Source organism: Sphingomonas arvum (assembly GCF_026013565.1).
Taxonomy (GTDB): domain Bacteria; phylum Pseudomonadota; class Alphaproteobacteria; order Sphingomonadales; family Sphingomonadaceae; genus Sphingomicrobium; species Sphingomicrobium arvum.
Genome location: NZ_JAPDOB010000002.1, coordinates 1,127,547 through 1,145,520, shown reverse-complemented (window position 1 = coordinate 1,145,520; position 17,974 = coordinate 1,127,547). Strand labels below are relative to the sequence as shown.

Genomic DNA, 17,974 nt, shown 5'->3' with positions numbered 1-17,974 from the left:
CCGGTGCGGCTGCTGGTCGTCGACAACCACGACAGCTTCAGCTTCACCCTCGTCGACTATCTTACAACCGTCGGCGCGGCGGTGGAGGTGGTGCAGAGCGACGCGGTGAGCGTAGCGGAGGCGCTCGGCTGGGCGGCGGATGGCATCGTTCTGTGCCCCGGCCCTGGCCGCCCGGAGGATGCAGGCATATCAATTGCGCTGGCTCGCGCCTGCATCGACGAGCGGCGCCCATTGCTCGGCGTGTGCCTCGGCCAGCAGGCAATCGGTTTGGCTTGCGGTGCCGAGCTCGTCCGTATCGCGCCCGTACATGGCAAGGCCGGCCTGATCCGGCACGACGGCACTGGCCTATTTGAGGAGCTGCCCTCGCCCATGACCGTGACCCGCTACCATTCGCTGGCGATAGCTGCGGTGCCCGAGGAATTGCGGCCGACGGCGTGGAGCGAAGACGGCGTGGTGCAGGCCGTGGCCCACCGTGAAGCGCCGGCCTTCGGCGTGCAGTTCCACCCGGAAAGCGTGAGCTCGGAGCATGGCCATGCACTCCTTGCGCGCTTTCTCCAGCGGGTGCAGTTGACAAGGGCTCCTGGCGTTCTGTAGACGTTCCCCGTTCGTTCACGATGGGGCCACGGCCATGCTGACATCCAAGCAGCGCGAGTTGCTGCACTACATCAACGAGCGGGTCGGCTCGACCGGCGTGTCGCCCAGCTTCGACGAGATGCGGGAAGCGTTGAGCCTTAAGAGCAAGTCGGGCGTCCACCGGCTGATCTCTGCGCTGGAAGAACGGGGGTTCATCCGCCGCTTGCCTAACCGTGCCCGGGCGCTGGAGGTGTTGCGCACGCCCGACGCGCCGACGCCGACGGGTTCCGCCGAACCGGTCAGGGCGCGTGAACCCAAGTCGCTGCCGGTTGCTGCCAACGACGTCATCGAGATCCCGCTGCATGGCCGGATCGCAGCGGGCACGCCAATTGAGGCGCTGCAGGGGACGGAGATGTTCTCGGTGCCGGCAGCGCTGCTCGGTCCCGGTGAGCATTACGCGCTGGAGGTGTCGGGCGACTCGATGGTCGAGGAGGGCATCCTGGACGGCGACTATGCGCTGGTGCGCAAAGCCGACCAGGCGCGTGAGGGCGAGATCGTGGTTGCGCTAATCGACGGCGAGGAAGCAACGCTCAAGACCTACCGCCGGGAGGGCAAGATGATCCGGCTCGACCCGGCCAATGGGGCCTATGCGCCCCAGCGCTATGAGGAGGGACGGGTCGAGATTCAGGGCCGCCTGGCGGGCCTCATCCGACGCTACTAGGCAAGTCGAGGGCGGCGGCAGCCGCCGTATTGCGGATTAACGGATCAAGGTGGCCATGATGCAGACGGCGCGCATTGATTATGTCGAACTGCCCTCCACGACAGCGCACGAACTGACGCGGGGCTTCTATGCCAAGGCGTTCGGCTGGACGTTCACCGATTATGGGCCGGATTATAGCTCAACAACCACCGGCGATGTGGACGTGGGCTTGAATGGGCAGCCGGAAGATGCCCTGTCCGCGCCACTGCCGGTTATCCGGGTGGGAGACCTTGAAGCCGCGTTTGACGCCGTCGTTGCCGCCAAGGGCGTGATTGCCCGTCCAATCTTCTCCTTTCCGGGTGGCCGGAGGTTCCACTTCATCGACCCGGGCGGCAGCGAACTCGCCGTATGGAGCGAGCGTTAAGCCGGCAACGGCGGGGTCGTCAGTAAGTCTGCGCGGTGACCCACAGGGTCGCACCCAGGCTCAGCACGCCGGCCACGCAGAGCCAGTGCGCGGCCGAAAACCGGAACAGTGGCTCTCCCTTTCCGCGAACCATGAGCACCGCAAGCGGCGCCAGCGGGTAAAGGTAGCGGCCGTTGAAACCGTCGATCAGCGGCGCTCCGACCCGAGTCCACTGGACGTATAGCAGGGTCAGGATGATCACGACCGAGACGAGCGACAGGCCGCCTGCGGCGAGGCGGACGGGCAGCCGGTCAAGCGGCCCGCCTGCAATCTGGGGCTCCGCCACCAACAGCGCAACGAATAGGTTGATGATCGCCAGGTCGAACCACAGCGGAACAGATACCGGCGGGCCAAACGCGCCCAAAAAATCGAAGATCGCCTTGGGGATGAAGGCGGTGGTGAACACCGTCCGGAGCAGCACTTCGACATAGCCAAGCGGCGACGACAAGACTGCCTGCACCTGCCGGTCGGGGACGACGACGCCGGACCAGGTCTGATAGGCGGCGTGCGCGAAATAGCCGTTCCGGAGCGTCAACATCCAGGCGACACTGCCGATCAGGCCGGGGAGCATGATCAGGGCCATGGCGAACACTCGATGCCGCCGCGACGCGAACCGCTCCGCCGGGATTGCGAGGGCGAGCAGCGGGAGGAGCAGATAAGCGCTTTTCGCTTGAGCGAAAACAAAGGCGGTGGCCGCGAGCGCGACGAGGCGCCGGGCCCGCATTGGCCCCTCCTCCACCAGCTCGCGCATCAGCAAAGAAAGAAACAGGAAGGCGACCCCATTGGTTAGTTGGTCGGCGTCCAGGGTCGTGCGCGAGAACAGCATCTGCGGCATCAGCGCGACGGCTGCCAGCAGGTAGCGGTTGCGCGGCGCAATCCTGATTGCCCAAAACGTCAGCACTACGCCGACGGCCAATCCGGCTACCCGCCCGAGCCAGAACAGCGTCAGGGGCGACAGGTCGAGCCGCATGCCGGCCGCCATCACGGGTACTTGCGGAAGGTATGCGATGGGGTGGAGCACGGCAATTGCGTTGGGTGGCACGATGGCGGGTCGCTCGCGCTCCAGCCGGATGGAGCGCAGCTGCGCGCCCTGTTCGGGCGTAAACCGGTAGGGCGCTTCCGTGCCCTCGGGCAGCAGCTTATCCGTGAGTTCAAGCATTTGCTGAATGCCCCCGGGCATCGCGGCCGGCGCGATCTGCACATGGCCGTCGGCAATCAGAACGGCTCGCTGGTAGTTCATGCGCTCGTTGCCGCCGGCGAACGGCGTTACCATGACCAGCAGCGTCAATCCGGCAAGCACGGCGAAGAACAGGAAGATGTACTCGGGCCGTGCCCGCTCCAGATTGAACAACTTGCCCCCCAGCTCCAGCGCCTCCCCTGGCGCATCGCCGAGGTGTTGCATTCGCAGCCGCTGGCTACAAGCCGTCAGGCAGCCGTGGCGCCCCGGGCCCTATAGCGATCAAGGAACGACGCCGCATGTGGGTCCACGCGCCCGGCCCCAATCGCGTCCCGCAGGTCCTGCATCAGGCGCTGGTAGAACCAGATATTGTGCTGCGTCATCAGCATGGCGCCGAGGATCTCGCCGGAGCGGACAAGGTGGTGGACGTAGGCGCGGCTGTAAGTGGTGCAGGCCGGGCACGGGCAGCCGGGTTCTATCGGCTCGAGATCCTCGCCGAAGCGGGCGTTGCGAAGATTTAGCGGGCCGTCGGCAGTGAATGCCTGGCCGGTGCGGCCGCTGCGGGTCGGTAGGACGCAGTCGAACATGTCGATGCCGCGCCGCACCGCCTCCACGATGTCGTCGGGCTTGCCCACCCCCATCAGGTAGCGCGGCCGGTCGGCGGGCAGCTGTTCGGGCGCATAGTCGAGGCAGGCGAGCATCGCGTCCTGCCGCTCCCCAACCGCCAAGCCGCCGACCGCATAGCCGTCGAAGCCGATCTCACGGAGCCCGTCGGCGGAAGCGCGACGAAGGTCTTCGTCCAGCGCGCCCTGCTGAATCCCGAACAGCGCGGCACCCGCCGCATGCGTGCCGCCGCGGTCGAATTCTTCGCGGCTGCGGCGCGCCCAGCGGATCGAGCGCTCCATGGCGGCCTGCTGGTCGGAGAGCGGCGCGGTGGTCGGCACCAGCTGGTCGAACTGCATCACAATGTCGGACCCAAGCAGCCGCTGCACCTCGATCGAGCGTTCGGGGCTGATCATGTGCCGGGTGCCATCGAGGTGGCTCTTGAAGGAGACGCCTTCCTCCGTGACCTTGGTCAGCTCCGACAGGCTCATCACCTGGTAGCCGCCGCTGTCGGTCAGGATCGGTCGGTCCCAGCCCATGAAGCCGTGCAGACCGCCGAGCCGCGCGACGCGTTCCGCCCCCGGCCGGAGCATCAGATGGTAGGTGTTGCCAAGAATGATGTCGGCGCCGGCCGCGCGCACTTCCTCCGGCCGCATGGCCTTGACGGTCGCGGCGGTGCCGACCGGCATGAAGGCGGGCGTGCGGATTGCGCCGCGGCGCATGCGAACCTCGCCCGTGCGGGCACGGCCGTCCGTGGCGGTAACGGTGAAGGAAAAGCGGCTGGCCATCGGCTAGGCGCCGTAGCGGCGATGACAGGGGCTCGTCGAGTATGGAGGTCGCAAGGCGCGCATTGCGCCGCGCCGCCGGCCGATGCAGGTTCCGCAGGGGGACGCAGGGGGGAAGATTCATGAGCACTCCGAGACCGACGCTGGCGCATTACCGGCACGTCCTGGCACTCCTCGCGGCAGCGTTGCTGATCCCGGCATTGTTCAACGGCTTTCCGCTGGTCCACCCGGACAGCGGAACTTACCTGCGCGTTGCTGCGAGGATCGGCTGGCCGGTTGATCGGTCAGGCTTTTACGGTCTTCTGATGCTGCCCGCGGTTCAGGCCCTAGGTGGACCCGCCGCGCTCTGGCTGTGGATCGCCTTGCAGGCAGTGCTCACGGCCGTCATCCTGGTGCTGGTCCTGAAGAGCCTTATTCCGGATTTTTCGACCAGGCAGCTGCTGGCGCTCGGTGCGCTGATGATCATCGGCACCGCGTTGCCATGGCAAGCCGCTCAGCTCATGCCCGACGCCTTCACCGGGTTGGTCGTCCTGACTGCATGGCTGGCGATGTCCCGCTCTCCGACGGCACCGGGCGTGCCGCTGCTGTGGCTGACGGTCTGCATCCTTGCAGTGACGCACGTCACGCACCTCGTGATCCTCCTTGCCCTTGGCAGCGTCATGGTGGCGGTCGCGCTGCTTGAGCGACTGCCGCGGGGCGAGGTCATCGCCCGGGCGGGTGCGCTGCTGGTCGCCTGCCTGTTCATCGCTGGCGCGCAGATAGCCATTAATGGGAGCAAGCTGGGTATCCCGGCCGTGTCGCCATCTGGACCGATCTTTCTCTTCGCCCGGCTTAACGAAGACGGTCACATGCAGCCATGGCTTGACCGTCATTGCGGCAAGGACGCTCCCGCGAACTTATGCGCCATCCGCGACCAGCTGCCGCACGACAGCCAGAAACTGCTCTGGGGGCCGGATAGCGGCACCTGGTTTCCCGCCCCTGCTCCCGGGGAGCAGCAGCGATTCGTTGATTTGATGAACGCGTTCGGGGCGGCTGACCGGGGCGCGATTGCCGAGCGGCCGGGCGCGGTCCTCAAGACGTCCGTGCGCGGCGCGGCGTCTCAGCTCCTGACATTCGGACCGTTGGACGACGAGTGCCCGGAAATGTGCGCGGACCCTGACAGCGTGCTGCGGCTGTCGTTCGACCAAGCCGGTCATGGCTATGCCGCCACCCTGACAGCGTCGCGCCAGCTGCGCGGAACCATGCCAGATCTTCTGGTGCGGTCGCTGACCTTTCCCATGACGGTATGTGGGCTGCTGGCGTTGCTTCCGCTGCTCGTCGCAGCCTCGACCCGGCGCGATTTCGAGGCCACCTCATTGCTCGCGGTGGTAGTCGTGACGCTGGCGGTAAACGCCTTCATGGCGGGCGCCCTGTCCGACGTTCATGCTCGTTATCAGAGCCGCATCGTTTGGCTCGCGCCGTTGGCGGTCATTGGAGTATTCTGCCGCTGGAAGGTTGCTGGGCGACGCCGGTCGAGTGCCGTCATCATCCGCCCCAAGGAAGAGGCTGCGGCGATATAGCTGCAGCCCGCTTCGTCCCGGTGCGGCACAGATCGTAACCTGTGCGAACGAGTCCTTACCGGGGCACTAACCGCGTCTTTACGCTGTCCCCTTACGGCTGCCTCTTCATTCCGGTGTGCGACCGGACGCAAGAATCAGGAGTCGAGAATGGCGGTTTCCAGCGAGCTTCAGAGGGCGCCGAGTGCGGCGAGCGCCCACGCCGCCCGCATGGCGGCCGCGGGCAGTTCCGGCCATCCCTATGCCCAAGATCTGGGTACGCCGGTCGGGGGCATGACCGCGCCGCGCGACCTGGACGACATGGTGCACCTGCTGACCGCTTTGTACGGCCGGCAGCCAGGACCGATCGACCTTGCCTTGCGGTGCGCACCGGCCGGACCGGCTCGCACGTTTCTGGCAGCGGCCGCCGACTCGTTCGAGCGCGAGCGCCAGTTCCTGCTGCGCCTGTCCGGAGCGGTGGGTCCCATGCCGTCTACCCCCGGCCAGGCTGAAACCCAGGCGGCCATGCTGGCCCAGCGTCACGCACTGGAGACGTTGGCCCGGTCAGAGCGCCATGGCTGCGCACTTGGCGCGGCAACTGCGCTGGTCAGCGATTGGCGCAACATCCGAGTGCTGCTGGACCTTGCCGCACGGCGCGTCGGCTGTGCCGTACCGGCCTGCTCACTGCCCGATGAAAACTCGATCGCCGACGTGCTGTCGGACGCCGCGTCGGCGCCAGGTCCCGAACGCGCGATCCGCTTCGGCGCCGAACAGCTGCTGCTTCAGCACCGCGCCCTGTTCGACCTGCTGGAAGCGCGCTGCGACGCGCGCGAGGACTTCTAAACCGCCGCCGTCCGCTCTAGGGCGGGCACATGCGTTTCGAAGGCACCTCCAGCTATGTGGCGACGCCCGACCTCAAGGTCGCGGTCAACGCCGCCGTCACCCTCCGCCGCCCATTGCTGGTCAAGGGCGAGCCAGGCACCGGCAAGACGGTGCTGGCCGAGGAGATCGCAGCCGCGCTGGAGGCGCCGCTGATCACCTGGGGCATCAAGTCGTCGACCAAGGCTCAGCAGGGCCTGTACGAATATGACGCAGTGGCGCGACTGCGCGACGGCCAGCTTGGCGACCCGCGGGTCCATGATATCAAGAACTACATCCGGCCTGGCAAGCTGTGGGAGGCCTTCACCGCGCCGCAGCTGCCGGTGCTGCTGATCGACGAGATCGACAAGGCGGACATCGAGTTCCCGAACGACCTGCTGCTGGAACTCGATCGAATGGAGTTCCACGTCTACGAAACGGGCGAGACGGTGAAGGCCAAGGAACGGCCGGTCGTCGTGATCACCTCAAACAACGAGAAGGAGCTGCCGGACGCCTTCCTGCGGCGTTGCTTCTTCCACTACATAGCGTTTCCGGACCGCCTAACCATGGAGCGGATCGTCGAGGTGCACTTTCCCGGCATCCAGAAGATCCTGGTCGGCAAGGCGCTGGATATCTTCTATGACGTGCGGGACGTCCCCGGCCTCAAGAAGAAACCGTCGACCAGCGAGCTGCTCGACTGGCTCAAGCTGTTGCTGCACGAGGACATGCCGCTTGACGTGCTGCAGGAGCGCGACCCGACCAAGGCCATACCGCCGCTGCATGGGGCACTGCTAAAGAACGAACAGGACGTGATGCTGTTCGAGCGGCTGGCCTTCATGGCCCGCCGTAAGGGCTGACGCCCTCGCCTACTCGTCGCGGTACGCGAGCTCGAAGTTGCCCCAGCGCTTTCCGCTGACGAACAGCGGCACGAACACGTTCTTGACCGGGATCGACTTGTCGCCGAGCTCCATGCGGTAGGTCATCAGCATGGCTGGCTTGTCGCTGGCGATCGCCGCGCGGGTCTGTTCGTCCATGAAGATTCGACGGTTGCGGCAATGGGCGTCGTTCCACACCGGATCGTCGCCGGGCTTCTGGCAGCGTTCGGACAGGTGGGTCGGCAGGAAGCCGTCGACGTTGGTGATGGCCGAGCCAATTACCCGTCCATCCTTGACCTTGAATTGGTCGAGGATCGGCCGGACGTGCGCGTCGGCGAAGTCGCAGAAGCGATTGTCATACTGAACCGGGTTGCGGCCGGGGATCGGCACGTAGGTGCGGTCGAACACGTCGTCCATGCCGATCTCGCCGGCGGCAATGCCCTTTTCGACGGCGGTGGCGATCGCTCGCATGGCGTCCTGCGCCAGCGTGATCATCGGCGTGTCGTCGATCTCCGCGCCCGAGTTGGCGAGCGTGTCGAGCATCGCATTGCTCATCATTTCCAGCTGCGACAAGCGCTTCTGGGCAGTCATCAACGCTCCGCCATTCTCGCGCGCGTCAGCGGCGAAGTCGGTCAGGCTGGCCTTAACCCGGTCGACGCTGGTCTGGATCATGCTGGTCGAGTGGGCGATGCCCTCGGTCTGGCGATCGACCATCCCGACGATTTCGCTCACCTCCCGCACCGTGTCGCCGATCTGGCCAAAGCCGCGCTGCGCCGCTCGGCTGCGGTCGACGCCGGTCTTGATCTCGGTCGTGACCGCGCCGGCCTCACGGGTCAGTTCGCCGATGGTCAGGCCAATCTGGCTGGTTGCCGCGCGGGTGTCGTGCGCCAGCTTCTTCACCTCGGCCGCGACCACCGCAAAGCTGCGGCCTGCGTCGCCGGCGCGGGCGGCCTCGATGGTGGCGTTCAGCGCCAGCATGTTGGTCTTGCGCGCGATCGCCTCGATGGTGGAGCTGACCGTCTGCACCTGGTTCATGGCCGAGGCGAAACCGGCCATCCGCTCGCCCAATTGAACAACCAGTTCGGTCAGGCCCTTGAAGCCGGCAATTGTGTCTTCGATCGCGGCGCGCCCGGCCTCGAGCTTGATCTTGGCCTGTTCGGACAGCAGTCGCGCCTCGTCGGTGGAGTCCGCCACGCGGGCCTGATCCGCCAAGAGACGCGTCGTCACATCCTCCAGCGTGTCGAGCGTCTTGAGGTGATCGGAGATGCGCTCGGACACATCTTCGACATAGCCTGCCACGTCCGAACACTCGATCGACAGCGACCCGCAGTCGCGCGCGACCGTGCGGATCGCATTCTCCGTCACCTGCTCAATGCCGGCGGTCGCCATGTCCGTCCTGTTCCTCGAAGCTGTTCTTGGGCGCAGGTGTACGGAGCACCTCCTACTCTTTCGTTAACCAGCGGCGGGCGGTAGGACGGGACCATGTTCCTGTCCTTCGTCGAAGCGCTGCGCCGCGGCGGCATCCCCGCCAGCCTCAAGGAGCACCTGCTGCTACTGGAGGCGCTCGACGCCGAGGTGATCGAGCGCAGTCCGGAGGAGTTCTACTATCTTGCCCGCTCCGTGTTCGTGCACGACGAAAGCCAGATCGACCGCTTCGACCGGATCTTCGGCGAGGTGTTCAAGGGCCTCATCCCGGCCGAGGGCGAAGACTTGGCCGCGCAAGTTCCGGAAGAGTGGCTGCGGCTGGTGGCCGAGAAATACCTTACGCCGGAGGAGATGGAGCAGATCAAGTCGCTCGGCTCCTGGGACGAGATCATGGAGACGCTGAAGCAGCGGCTGGAGGAGCAGAAGGAGCGGCACCAGGGCGGGTCCAAGTGGATTGGGACCGGCGGCACCTCCCCGTTCGGGCACGGCGGCTACAATCCCGAGGGCGTGCGGATCGGCGGTCCCGGCAAGCATGGCCGCGCGCTCAAGGTTTGGGAGAAGCGTGAATTCAAAGACCTGGACGACAGCCGCGAGCTCGGCACGCGCAACATCAAGGTCGCGCTCCGCCGCCTCCGCCGGTTCGCGCGTGAGGGCGCAGCGGACGAGCTCGACCTCGACGCGACCATCGATGGCACCGCGCGGCAAGGCTGGCTGGACGTCCACTTCCGGCCGGAGCGGCACAATGCGGTCAAGGTGCTGCTGTTCCTGGACGTCGGCGGGTCGATGGACGGCCACATCCGCGTCGCCGAGGAGCTGTTCTCCGCCTGCAAGGCTGAGTTCAAGCACCTGGAGCACTTCTACTTCCATAACTGCATCTACGAGGGCCTGTGGAAGGAGAACCGGCGGCGCTGGACCGACCGGACGCCAACCTGGGACATCCTGCACAAGTTTGGCCATGACCATAAATTGGTGATCGTCGGCGACGCGGCGATGAGCCCGTACGAAGTGACGCATCCGGGCGGTTCGGTCGAACATATGAACGAGGAAGCCGGTGCGCTGTGGCTGAAGCGGCTGACTGACACCTACCCGGCTGCGGCGTGGCTCAACCCGACGCCGGAGGCCTATTGGGGCCACAGCGCGTCGACGTCGCTGATCCGGCAGTTGATGACGGACCGAATGTACCCGCTGACGCTCGGGGGGCTGGACGACGCCATGCGCGAGCTCAGCCGGAAGAAGTAAGGCGCTAGCCGAACGGCCGGTCGATGCTGTCGGGCGGGCGGGTGAACCAGACCGGGCCGGCAGCGGTCATGTGGAAGCAATCCTCCAGCCGGATGCCGAACTTGCCGGGCAAGTAGATGCCGGGTTCGTTCGAGAAGCACATGCCGGGCGCGAGCCGCGTTGCTTCGCCGTGGACCAGGTTGACTGGTTCGTGGCCTTCCATGCCGATGCCGTGGCCGGTGCGGTGGCTGAGCCCGGGCAGGGCGTAGCGCGGTCCATAGCCCCAGCGCTCATACTGGCTCCGCACGGCGTCATCGACGCTGCCGGCGGGCGCGCCGACCCTGGCGGCGGCCATGGCGATCGCCTGGCCTTGTCGCACCTGGCCCCACACCTTGCGCTGTTCGGGTGTCGGCCGAGCACCCCACACGAACGTGCGGCTGATGTCGGCCTGGTAGCCGCGATAAGCGCAGCCGCAATCCATCAGTACCACGCTGCCGCGCTTGACCTGCTGCGGCCGGCCGCTGCCGTGTGGCAAGGCGCTGGCTTCATCGATCAGCACCAGACTCCATGGATCGCTGCCACCCAATTCGCTTACGATCCGCTCGAAGCGGTCGCCGATGTCGCCGTTGCTCTCCCCTGCCCGCACTTCGGCATGGGTGCGGCGCAGCGCGGCGATGGTCAGATCGTTGGCGCGCTGCATGAGGGCGAGCTCGGCCTGTGACTTGATCATCCGCAGCCCGCGGACGAGCTCGGCCCCGTCCTGTACGGCGACGCCCGGCATGGCCTGGCCAATACCAGTGACGATAAAGGTGCGGACGGTCTCTTCCACCGCCACCGCGCGAGTGCCCGCGGCGCGCGCCCGCAGGTAGTCCGCGACCGGCGCATAGGGACTCTCATCCTCCTGCCAGACGCGTATTTCGGCCGGAACGCTGAGGCTTTCGGCGACTGACGGGCGTTCGAAGAAGGGGGTGACGACGATCGGCGGCCCGGCGGCAGGGATAACCGCTAGCGTCGGCCGCTCGCTGCGGTGCCACTGGACGCCCGTGAAATAGTCCAGGCTGGCGCCAGGCTCGACAATCAAGGCGCCAAGCCCGCCTTGCCGAAGCCGCTCCTGCAGCCGCGAGATGCGTGCAAGCCGCTCGTTCCGGCCTATCGGCTGAGGCGCAATGGTGGCGGCGCGTATCGGCAAGCCGGCCAGCGCTGCCGCCGACATACCACCAGCCATCAGGCCGCGCCGGCTCAGTTCAAGCATAGAGGTAGGGTCCGCCGTTTTTGAGCGCCCGCTGGTATGCCGGGCGTTCGTGGATCCGCTCCAGCCAGGCCCAGATGTGCCGCCGCCGCGCGTCGAGGCCTGCGCGCTTGCGGGCCGCCTCGAGCGGAAAGCTCATCATGATGTCCGCGCCCGTCAGCTCGTCGCCGGCGAAGAACGGCCGGCCCGACAGCTCCTGATCGATATATTCGAGGTGCCGATCGATCATTTTCAGCATCGGCTTGCGCGCCGGACGGCCAAGCAGGCCCAGGCGGCCGATCACAAGCAGCGCAAGCAGCGGCGGCATCAGCGAGCCTTCGGCATAATGGAGGAACTGGCGGTAGCGCAGCTTGCCGCAAGGGTCGGTCGGTGCGCCCAATCGTCCGCCCGCCTTGTCCACCAGATATTCGACAACCGCCCCGCTCTCCGCGATCACCCATTTGTCGTCCTGGATCACCGGTGACTTGCCGAGGGGATGGACCCGGCGGAGTTCGGGTGGAGCCAGCATGGTGCGCGGATCACGCTGGTAGCGTTTCACGGTGTAGGGCAGCTCCAATTCTTCCAGCAGCCACAAGATGCGCTGGGAACGGCTGTTCTCCAGATGATGGACGACGATCATGCCGCGGAATGTCGCATGGAGTGACGATCGGCGCCAGCCACACTCTTGCGGCGGAACCTCCGCTGCGCCAACGCGTCAAGCAATCTTCCATGCCAATCAACCTTGCCCATCTGCCCGGCGACGGGCCGCGCCCCGGCGCGCGTGAGACGGTCGCCTTGCTGGCCGGCCTCATGGCGCTCAACGCCATCGCCATCGATGCCATGATCCCGGCGCTGCCGGACATCGGCACGCATCTTGGCGTGACCGAGGAGAACCGGCGGCAATTGGTCATAGTCGTCTACACGTTTGGCTTTGGCGTGGGGCAGCTGTTGTGGGGGCCGCTTGCCGATCGCTTCGGCCGCAAGCCGATCCTCACGGCGGGGATCGCCTTTTATACCCTGTTCGCCGCCCTGTGTTCGGTTGCGCCCTCCTTCGAGGTGCTGATCGCCGGCCGCCTGCTGCAGGGTGCGTCGGCTGCCGTGACGCGCGTGCTGGTCGTGGCGATGGTCCGCGACCTGTTCGAAGGCGAGGCGATGGCGCGGGTCATGAGCCTGACCTTCATGGTGTTCATGCTCGTGCCCGTGCTGGCGCCCAGCATCGGCCAGGCGATCCTGACGGTTGGGCCGTGGCAAGCGATCTTCTGGGTATTGGCGGGTTACGGCTTGATCATGGGCCTGTGGAGCTTCTTCCGCCTGCCCGAGACCCTGCACGAGGATTACCGCCGGAGCCTTCAGCTAGGCGAGCTGCTCACCGCTGCGCGCTCCGTTCTGACCGAGCGGCAGTCGCTCGGCTACACGTTGGCGCAGACCGCCACCTTCTCCGGCCTGGTTGCCTATATCTCGTCCATTCAGCAGATCGTGTTCGACGCCTTTCACGCACCCAACCGGATCGGGCTGGTGTTCGGCGCCGTCGCCGCACCGATGGCGCTGGCTGCGTGGCTGAATAGCCGCTTTGTCGGGCGGTTCGGGCTGCGGCGGGTAGGGCATCTCGGGGTGGCGGCGTTTGTCGCGATCACCTGCATTCACGCCGGAGCCGCGACTTTATGGCCAGAGGGGCTGACCGAATTCGTCATCCTGCAAGGGCTGACGATGGCTAGCTTCGCATTCACTTCATCCAACCTGAATACGCTGGCGATGGAGAAGATGGCGCCGATCGCGGGCATGGCCTCGTCAATCCAAGGTGTGGTCGGGACGGTGATCGCTGCCGTCGCGGGCTTTGCCATTGGCCAGCAGTTCGACGGTACCCAGCTGCCATTCCTGTATGGCCTCGCCGCCTGCGGACTGGTCGGAGCGGCACTAGTGGTGGCGACGGAACCGCGAAGGCTGTTCGAGCGACTGCCCCGCGAACCTGCAGCCGTGGGCGCCAAAGTCGCTCCCGCAGAATGAAGCAAGGCCGGCGCGCTCTTCCGAGCACGCCGACCTATTCAAGTACCGGGAGGAAGCTCAGGCGTCGTCGGCGTCAGGTCCGACCATCAGTGCCTCACCGACCTCGTCCTTGCGGCCGCGGATCGAGTTCTCGATCCGCTGCGCCATCTCGGGATTGTCCTTGAGGTACTGCTTGGCGTTCTCGCGGCCCTGGCCGATGCGGGTCGAGTCGTAGCTGAACCAGGCGCCCGACTTGTCGATCAGACCCGCCTTGACGCCAAGGTCCAGGATTTCACCGACCTTGCTGACGCCCTCGCCGTACATGATGTCGAACTCGACCTGCTTGAACGGCGGCGCGACCTTGTTCTTGACCACCTTCACCCGGGTGGCGTTGCCGACGATATCGTCCTTGTCCTTGATCTGACCGGTGCGGCGGATGTCGAGGCGGACCGACGCGTAGAACTTCAGCGCATTACCGCCAGTCGTCGTCTCCGGGTTGCCGTACATGACGCCGATCTTCATCCGGACCTGGTTGATGAAGATGACGGTGCACTGCGACCGGTTGATCGAGCCAGTCAGCTTGCGCAGCGCTTGGCTCATCAGGCGAGCCTGCAGGCCGACGTGGCTGTCGCCCATCTCGCCCTCGATCTCGGCTCGGGGAACCAGCGCGGCGACGGAGTCGACCACCAGCACATCAATCGCGTTGGAGCGGACCAGCGTGTCGACGATCTCCAGCGCCTGCTCACCCGTGTCGGGCTGCGACACGATCAGCTCGTCGATGTTGACGCCCAGCTTCTTGGCGTAGACCGGGTCCAGCGCATGTTCGGCGTCAACAAACGCTGCGGTGCCGCCGGTCTTCTGCGCTTCCGCAATGGCGTGCAGCGCAAGCGTCGTCTTGCCCGAGCTTTCCGGCCCGTAGATCTCGATGATTCGGCCGCGCGGAATGCCGCCGACGCCCAGCGCGATGTCCAGGCCCAGCGAGCCGGTTGAGATGGTGTCGATCTCGATCTTCTCGCGGCTGCCCAGCTTCATTGCCGAGCCCTTGCCGAATGCGCGATCGATTTGCGCCAGCGCTGCTTCAAGCGCCTTTTGACGATCCGTGGTCACCACATCCCCACCCATTCCAACGACCTTCAGCTGCGATGCCATGCCCTCATCCTCTCAAACCGCTCTTCGCGAAAACACTCCGCTTCGGACCGGATGTACTCTTTACGTTCTTGTAGAACAAGAGAAGAACGCAAGATAGAGAAGGAAAGCCTGGCAATTAGTTGGCCGAGCCGCACCTGTGTAGCGCGCAGGAGCCGCCCCGCAAGGGCCAATCCAGCTGCAAGCTCATCCGCGGCGCGGCGGCTGAAGGCGGCCGCTCAGAGGGCCGCCGTGCGCCGCTCGGTGAGGCTGAAGCGTGCCAGGACGACATGGTAAGCGGCCCAGGTGACGATGCCGGCGAACTTGGTGCCGTCCTCGACGATCCGGCGCAGGTCGTCGAGCGACATGTTCATCGGATCCCCTCCCTGCCGGGAGCGCCAGGTGTCGATCGGCGCGGCGCGGCCCTGGCCCAGGCTGGCAAGGTCGATGTGCAGCATCGATCCGGCCAGCCGGTCCAGCGTCGGCCCAATGTGCTCATAAAGATCGCGCATCGCGTCCACGCCGAGGCTGGTCGCCAGGAGCACGAGCGCGCCGGCGAGCAGTGCGGGCCCTACCTGGCGATGCACCGCGCGATAGCGCCAGACGTAGGTGATCGATGCGATCGCGTAGAACAGGAAGAACGGCTTCTCACCGAGCCATTCGTGCAGCAGCATCAGGTCGTCGAGGCAAAGGATCGCGGAGAGCAGCCCGCCCGCAAGCAGCACCGGCCTCAAGCGGGACGGCGCATCGACCGACCAGGCCAGCAGGCAGGCGACGGCGGCGGTCCACCAGCCGAGGAAACCCATGTCCGAGACCAGGCCGAGGTAGGAAGGCTGCTCTGTGAAGGTCGCCGGGTCGCCGAGGATCATGCGGGGCGGAATGGCGAGGCCGAAGGTGGCGAACAGCACCAGCCCAAGGGGGATGGTCGCGCTGGCGACGAGCAGGGGCAGACCCAACTGCCGCCCTTGCCGCTGCGCGCTCACCGCGCGAACCTCGACGCTTGACACCTCGCCCATGGCGGTCACCCCTGTTCGCCCAGAACGGAATGAGGATCCGTTGCCCAGGCGAAACTATCAGGAGCCTGGCCGTCGGGCTAGCCTCAGGTGAGCTTGATCTCGCGCAGCCGCTCTAGGAGGTAGTCGTGGCTGCTGATCGGTGGCCACTTCGGCTGCTCGCCGGCTGGCACGGTGCCAGGCAATGCTTCGATGGTGAAGTCGGGCCGGAAGTGCAGGAAGAAGGGCATGGAATAGCGCGCGTTCGACGCGCGGTCGGGCGACGGGTTGACCACCCGATGCGAGGTCGAGCGCAGCTTCCCGTTGGTCAGCCGTTGCAGCATATCGCCGATGTTGATCACCAGCTGGCCGGGTTTGGGCGACACCGGGATCCACCGGCCGTCCTTGGTCAGCAACTCCAGCCCAGCTTCTTCCGCACCGAGCAGCAGGGTGATGGTATTGATGTCCTCGTGCGCGCCGGCACGGATGTGCTCGCCGGTCGGCTCGGTCTGGGGCGGATAATGCAGCAGGCGCAGCACTGAATTGCCGTCGCGGACCGTGTCGCGGAAGTAATCTTCGTCCATCCCGAGATAGCGGGCGATCGCGGACAGCACCTTGAGGCCGGTCCGGTCGAAGGTGTCGTAGAGCTCCAAGAAGGTCGCCTTGAAGCCGGGCACTTCGGCTGGCCACACGTTGTCATCCATGACCTCACGGAACTGGTGACCCGCGGCAAGTTCCCGGCCGACGTGCCAAAATTCCTTGAGGTCGTGCGCCTTATGGCCCTTGGCGGTCTCAATGCCGAACGGCGTGTAGCCGCGTGCTCCGCCCTGCCCCAGAGCGTACTTCTTCTTTATCTCTTCGGGCAGTGCAAAGAACGCCTTGGCCTGCTCCTCGGCGCGGTCGATCAGTTCCTGTGGGATGCCGTGGTCGGCGATCACCGCGAAGCCATATTCCTCGAAGCTGTGGCCCAGCTCCTGCGCAAAGGCGTCGGGGTCGCGATCGGCCTCGGCCAGGGAAACGGAAGCGATCTTGTCGGGAGTCAGGAGGTCGGTGCTCATGGGAACGGCCTTACGCGCAAGGGAACTGGCTCGCAATTGAGCGAGGTCAAGGCATCATGATACCCGCCAGCGCGGCGCTCATCAGGTTGGCGAGGCTCCCGGCGATCAGCGCACGGATGCCGAGCCGCGCGATGACCGGGCGCTGGTTGGGCGCGAGGCCGCCGGTCACCGCCATCTGGATGGCGATGGAGCTGAAATTGGCAAAGCCGCACAAAGCGAAGGTAACGATCGCCCGGCTGCGCGCGCTGAGCGCCGCGGCTGCGCCCTGGGCGTTGCCGAGGTCGATAAAGGCGACGAATTCGTTGAGGACGATCTTGGTCCCGAACAGGCCGCCCGCGACGCCCGCCTCGTTCCACGGCACCCCGATCAGGAACATGAAGGGTTGGAATAGGTAGCCGACCAGCCGCTGGAAGCTGAGGTCGGGCACTCCGAACCAGCCGCCCACCCCGCCGAGCAGGCCATTCGCCAGCGCCACCAGTGCCACGAACGCCAGCACCATGGCCCCGACCGCCACCGCCAGCTTGACGCCGGTCTGCGCGCCCTGGGCCGCGGCCATGATGATGTTGGCCGGCTTCTCGCCCTCTTCGAAGGTCTCGGCGATCTCAACCGTTTCCGCGGGCTTGCGCCCTTCGGGCAGCAGTGCGGCAGGCCCCTGCGCGCTGATCCGACCTTCCGGCAATTCAACGCGCTCAGGCCCCGCACCCACATCATCGCGAGGATCCGGCATGATGATTTTGGCCATCAGGATGCCGCCTGGCGCCGACATGAAGGCGGCGGCCAGAAGAAAGGGCAGGTATTGTGGCCCGAGCAGGGTCGCATAGGCCGCCAGGATGGTGCCCGCGACGCCAGCCATGCCGACCGTCATCAAGGTGAAAATCTTGGCCGGCGGCAGCGCGGCGAGATAGGGCCGGACCACCAGCGGACTTTCCGACTGGCCGACGAAGATGTTGGCCGCACTGCCCAGCGCCTCGACCCGGCCGATGCCCGTGATCCAGCCGATCGCGCCACCGACCCAGCGCACCACCCGCTGCATGATGCCGAGATAGTAGAGGATCGAAACCAGCGCGGCGAAGAAGATGATCACCGGCAGGGCACCAAGGGCAAAGGTCTGCGCCAGTGGGTTCTTTTCCGAAGGACCGAACAGGAATTGGGTCCCTTCGCCCGCATAGCCGAGCAAGTTGGCGACGCCGCGGGACATGCCCTCAATGCCCGCGCGGCCCCAGGGCGTGTAGAGCACCAGGAAGGCGATTACCGACTGCAGCGCGAACGCGGCGCCAACCACGCGCGGCCGGATCGCCCGTCGATCATTCGACAGCAGGAATGCGAGCAGCAGGATAGCCGCGACCCCGACGAGGCCGAACAGGTGGTTCATGCGT

At 66.1% G+C, this 17,974-nt stretch carries 17 protein-coding genes; 8 read left to right on the top strand and 9 right to left on the bottom strand.

Features of this window, described 5'->3' with window-relative positions; genetic code table 11:
* Positions 1 to 3 precede the first annotated feature (3 nt).
* Genes OMW55_RS13300 through OMW55_RS13290 form a run of 3 tightly spaced genes read left to right on the top strand, consistent with a single transcriptional unit; the run spans position 4 to position 1,697 of the window.
* Entirely contained in the window at positions 4 to 594 is a 591-nt protein-coding gene (locus OMW55_RS13300) for an anthranilate synthase component II (protein ID WP_264883816.1), read from the top strand.
* A 34-nt stretch (positions 595 to 628) separates the two neighbouring features.
* The gene (lexA, locus tag OMW55_RS13295; protein ID WP_264883814.1) at positions 629 to 1,294 is read left to right on the top strand and encodes a transcriptional repressor LexA; all 666 of its coding nucleotides are present in this window, start codon (positions 629 to 631) and stop codon (positions 1,292 to 1,294) included.
* A gap of 55 nt (positions 1,295 to 1,349) precedes the next feature.
* Positions 1,350 to 1,697, top strand: a complete 348-nt coding sequence (locus OMW55_RS13290) for a VOC family protein (protein WP_264883812.1) — start codon at positions 1,350 to 1,352, stop codon at positions 1,695 to 1,697.
* A 19-nt stretch (positions 1,698 to 1,716) separates the two neighbouring features.
* Here the strand turns inward: OMW55_RS13290 and OMW55_RS13285 are convergent, their stop codons facing one another.
* Together OMW55_RS13285 and tgt are read right to left on the bottom strand one after the other, a co-directional pair.
* A complete protein-coding gene (locus OMW55_RS13285) occupies positions 1,717 to 3,138 on the bottom strand; it encodes a DUF2142 domain-containing protein (protein WP_264883811.1) in 1,422 nt (473 codons plus the stop codon).
* A gap of 23 nt (positions 3,139 to 3,161) precedes the next feature.
* Positions 3,162 to 4,304, bottom strand: a complete 1,143-nt coding sequence (gene tgt / locus OMW55_RS13280; RefSeq protein WP_264883810.1) for a tRNA guanosine(34) transglycosylase Tgt — start codon at positions 4,302 to 4,304, stop codon at positions 3,162 to 3,164.
* 119 nt (positions 4,305 to 4,423) lie between these two features.
* Between tgt and OMW55_RS13275 the strand changes: the two genes are divergently transcribed.
* From OMW55_RS13275 to OMW55_RS13265, 3 genes are all read left to right on the top strand, one after another.
* Entirely contained in the window at positions 4,424 to 5,860 is a 1,437-nt protein-coding gene (locus tag OMW55_RS13275; protein ID WP_264883808.1) for a hypothetical protein, read from the top strand.
* Between the two features lie 147 nt (positions 5,861 to 6,007).
* Positions 6,008 to 6,679 (top strand): DUF6975 family protein, encoded by a 672-nt coding sequence (locus tag OMW55_RS13270; RefSeq protein ID WP_264883807.1) that lies wholly within the window; start codon positions 6,008 to 6,010, stop codon positions 6,677 to 6,679.
* 29 nt (positions 6,680 to 6,708) lie between these two features.
* Positions 6,709 to 7,551 carry an AAA family ATPase gene (locus OMW55_RS13265; RefSeq protein WP_264883806.1) on the top strand — a complete coding sequence of 281 codons (843 nt, stop codon included), beginning with the start codon at positions 6,709 to 6,711 and terminating at the stop codon, positions 7,549 to 7,551.
* Between the two features lie 9 nt (positions 7,552 to 7,560).
* On the opposite strand, the gene OMW55_RS13260 is transcribed toward OMW55_RS13265, so the two are convergent.
* The gene (locus OMW55_RS13260; RefSeq protein ID WP_264883804.1) at positions 7,561 to 8,958 is read right to left on the bottom strand and encodes a methyl-accepting chemotaxis protein; all 1,398 of its coding nucleotides are present in this window, start codon (positions 8,956 to 8,958) and stop codon (positions 7,561 to 7,563) included.
* 93 nt (positions 8,959 to 9,051) lie between these two features.
* Between OMW55_RS13260 and OMW55_RS13255 the strand changes: the two genes are divergently transcribed.
* Positions 9,052 to 10,233, top strand: a complete 1,182-nt coding sequence (locus OMW55_RS13255) for a vWA domain-containing protein (RefSeq protein WP_264883803.1) — start codon at positions 9,052 to 9,054, stop codon at positions 10,231 to 10,233.
* A gap of 4 nt (positions 10,234 to 10,237) precedes the next feature.
* Here the strand turns inward: OMW55_RS13255 and OMW55_RS13250 are convergent, their stop codons facing one another.
* A complete protein-coding gene (locus tag OMW55_RS13250) occupies positions 10,238 to 11,437 on the bottom strand; it encodes a M24 family metallopeptidase (RefSeq protein ID WP_264883801.1) in 1,200 nt (399 codons plus the stop codon).
* Positions 11,438 to 11,456: 19 nt separating this feature from the next.
* Positions 11,457 to 12,080, bottom strand: a complete 624-nt coding sequence (locus tag OMW55_RS13245) for a glutathione S-transferase family protein (RefSeq protein ID WP_264883800.1) — start codon at positions 12,078 to 12,080, stop codon at positions 11,457 to 11,459.
* Positions 12,081 to 12,169: 89 nt separating this feature from the next.
* Between OMW55_RS13245 and OMW55_RS13240 the strand changes: the two genes are divergently transcribed.
* Entirely contained in the window at positions 12,170 to 13,444 is a 1,275-nt protein-coding gene (locus OMW55_RS13240) for a multidrug effflux MFS transporter (RefSeq protein ID WP_264883799.1), read from the top strand.
* A 57-nt stretch (positions 13,445 to 13,501) separates the two neighbouring features.
* Here OMW55_RS13240 and recA read toward each other — a convergent pair whose 3' ends face one another.
* The 4 genes from recA to OMW55_RS13220 all read right to left on the bottom strand — a co-directional run bounded on the left by recA (position 13,502) and on the right by OMW55_RS13220 (position 17,970).
* Positions 13,502 to 14,572, bottom strand: coding sequence for a recombinase RecA (recA, locus tag OMW55_RS13235; protein ID WP_319950676.1), 1,071 nt, complete (start codon positions 14,570 to 14,572; stop codon positions 13,502 to 13,504).
* 215 nt (positions 14,573 to 14,787) lie between these two features.
* Positions 14,788 to 15,564, bottom strand: a complete 777-nt coding sequence (locus OMW55_RS13230) for a hypothetical protein (RefSeq protein WP_264883797.1) — start codon at positions 15,562 to 15,564, stop codon at positions 14,788 to 14,790.
* Between the two features lie 83 nt (positions 15,565 to 15,647).
* Positions 15,648 to 16,598 carry an isopenicillin N synthase family dioxygenase gene (locus tag OMW55_RS13225; RefSeq protein WP_264883795.1) on the bottom strand — a complete coding sequence of 317 codons (951 nt, stop codon included), beginning with the start codon at positions 16,596 to 16,598 and terminating at the stop codon, positions 15,648 to 15,650.
* Between the two features lie 46 nt (positions 16,599 to 16,644).
* Complete coding sequence (locus OMW55_RS13220) at positions 16,645 to 17,970, bottom strand: NupC/NupG family nucleoside CNT transporter (protein WP_264883793.1); 1,326 nt, start codon at positions 17,968 to 17,970, stop codon at positions 16,645 to 16,647.
* Positions 17,971 to 17,974: the final 4 nt, after the last annotated feature.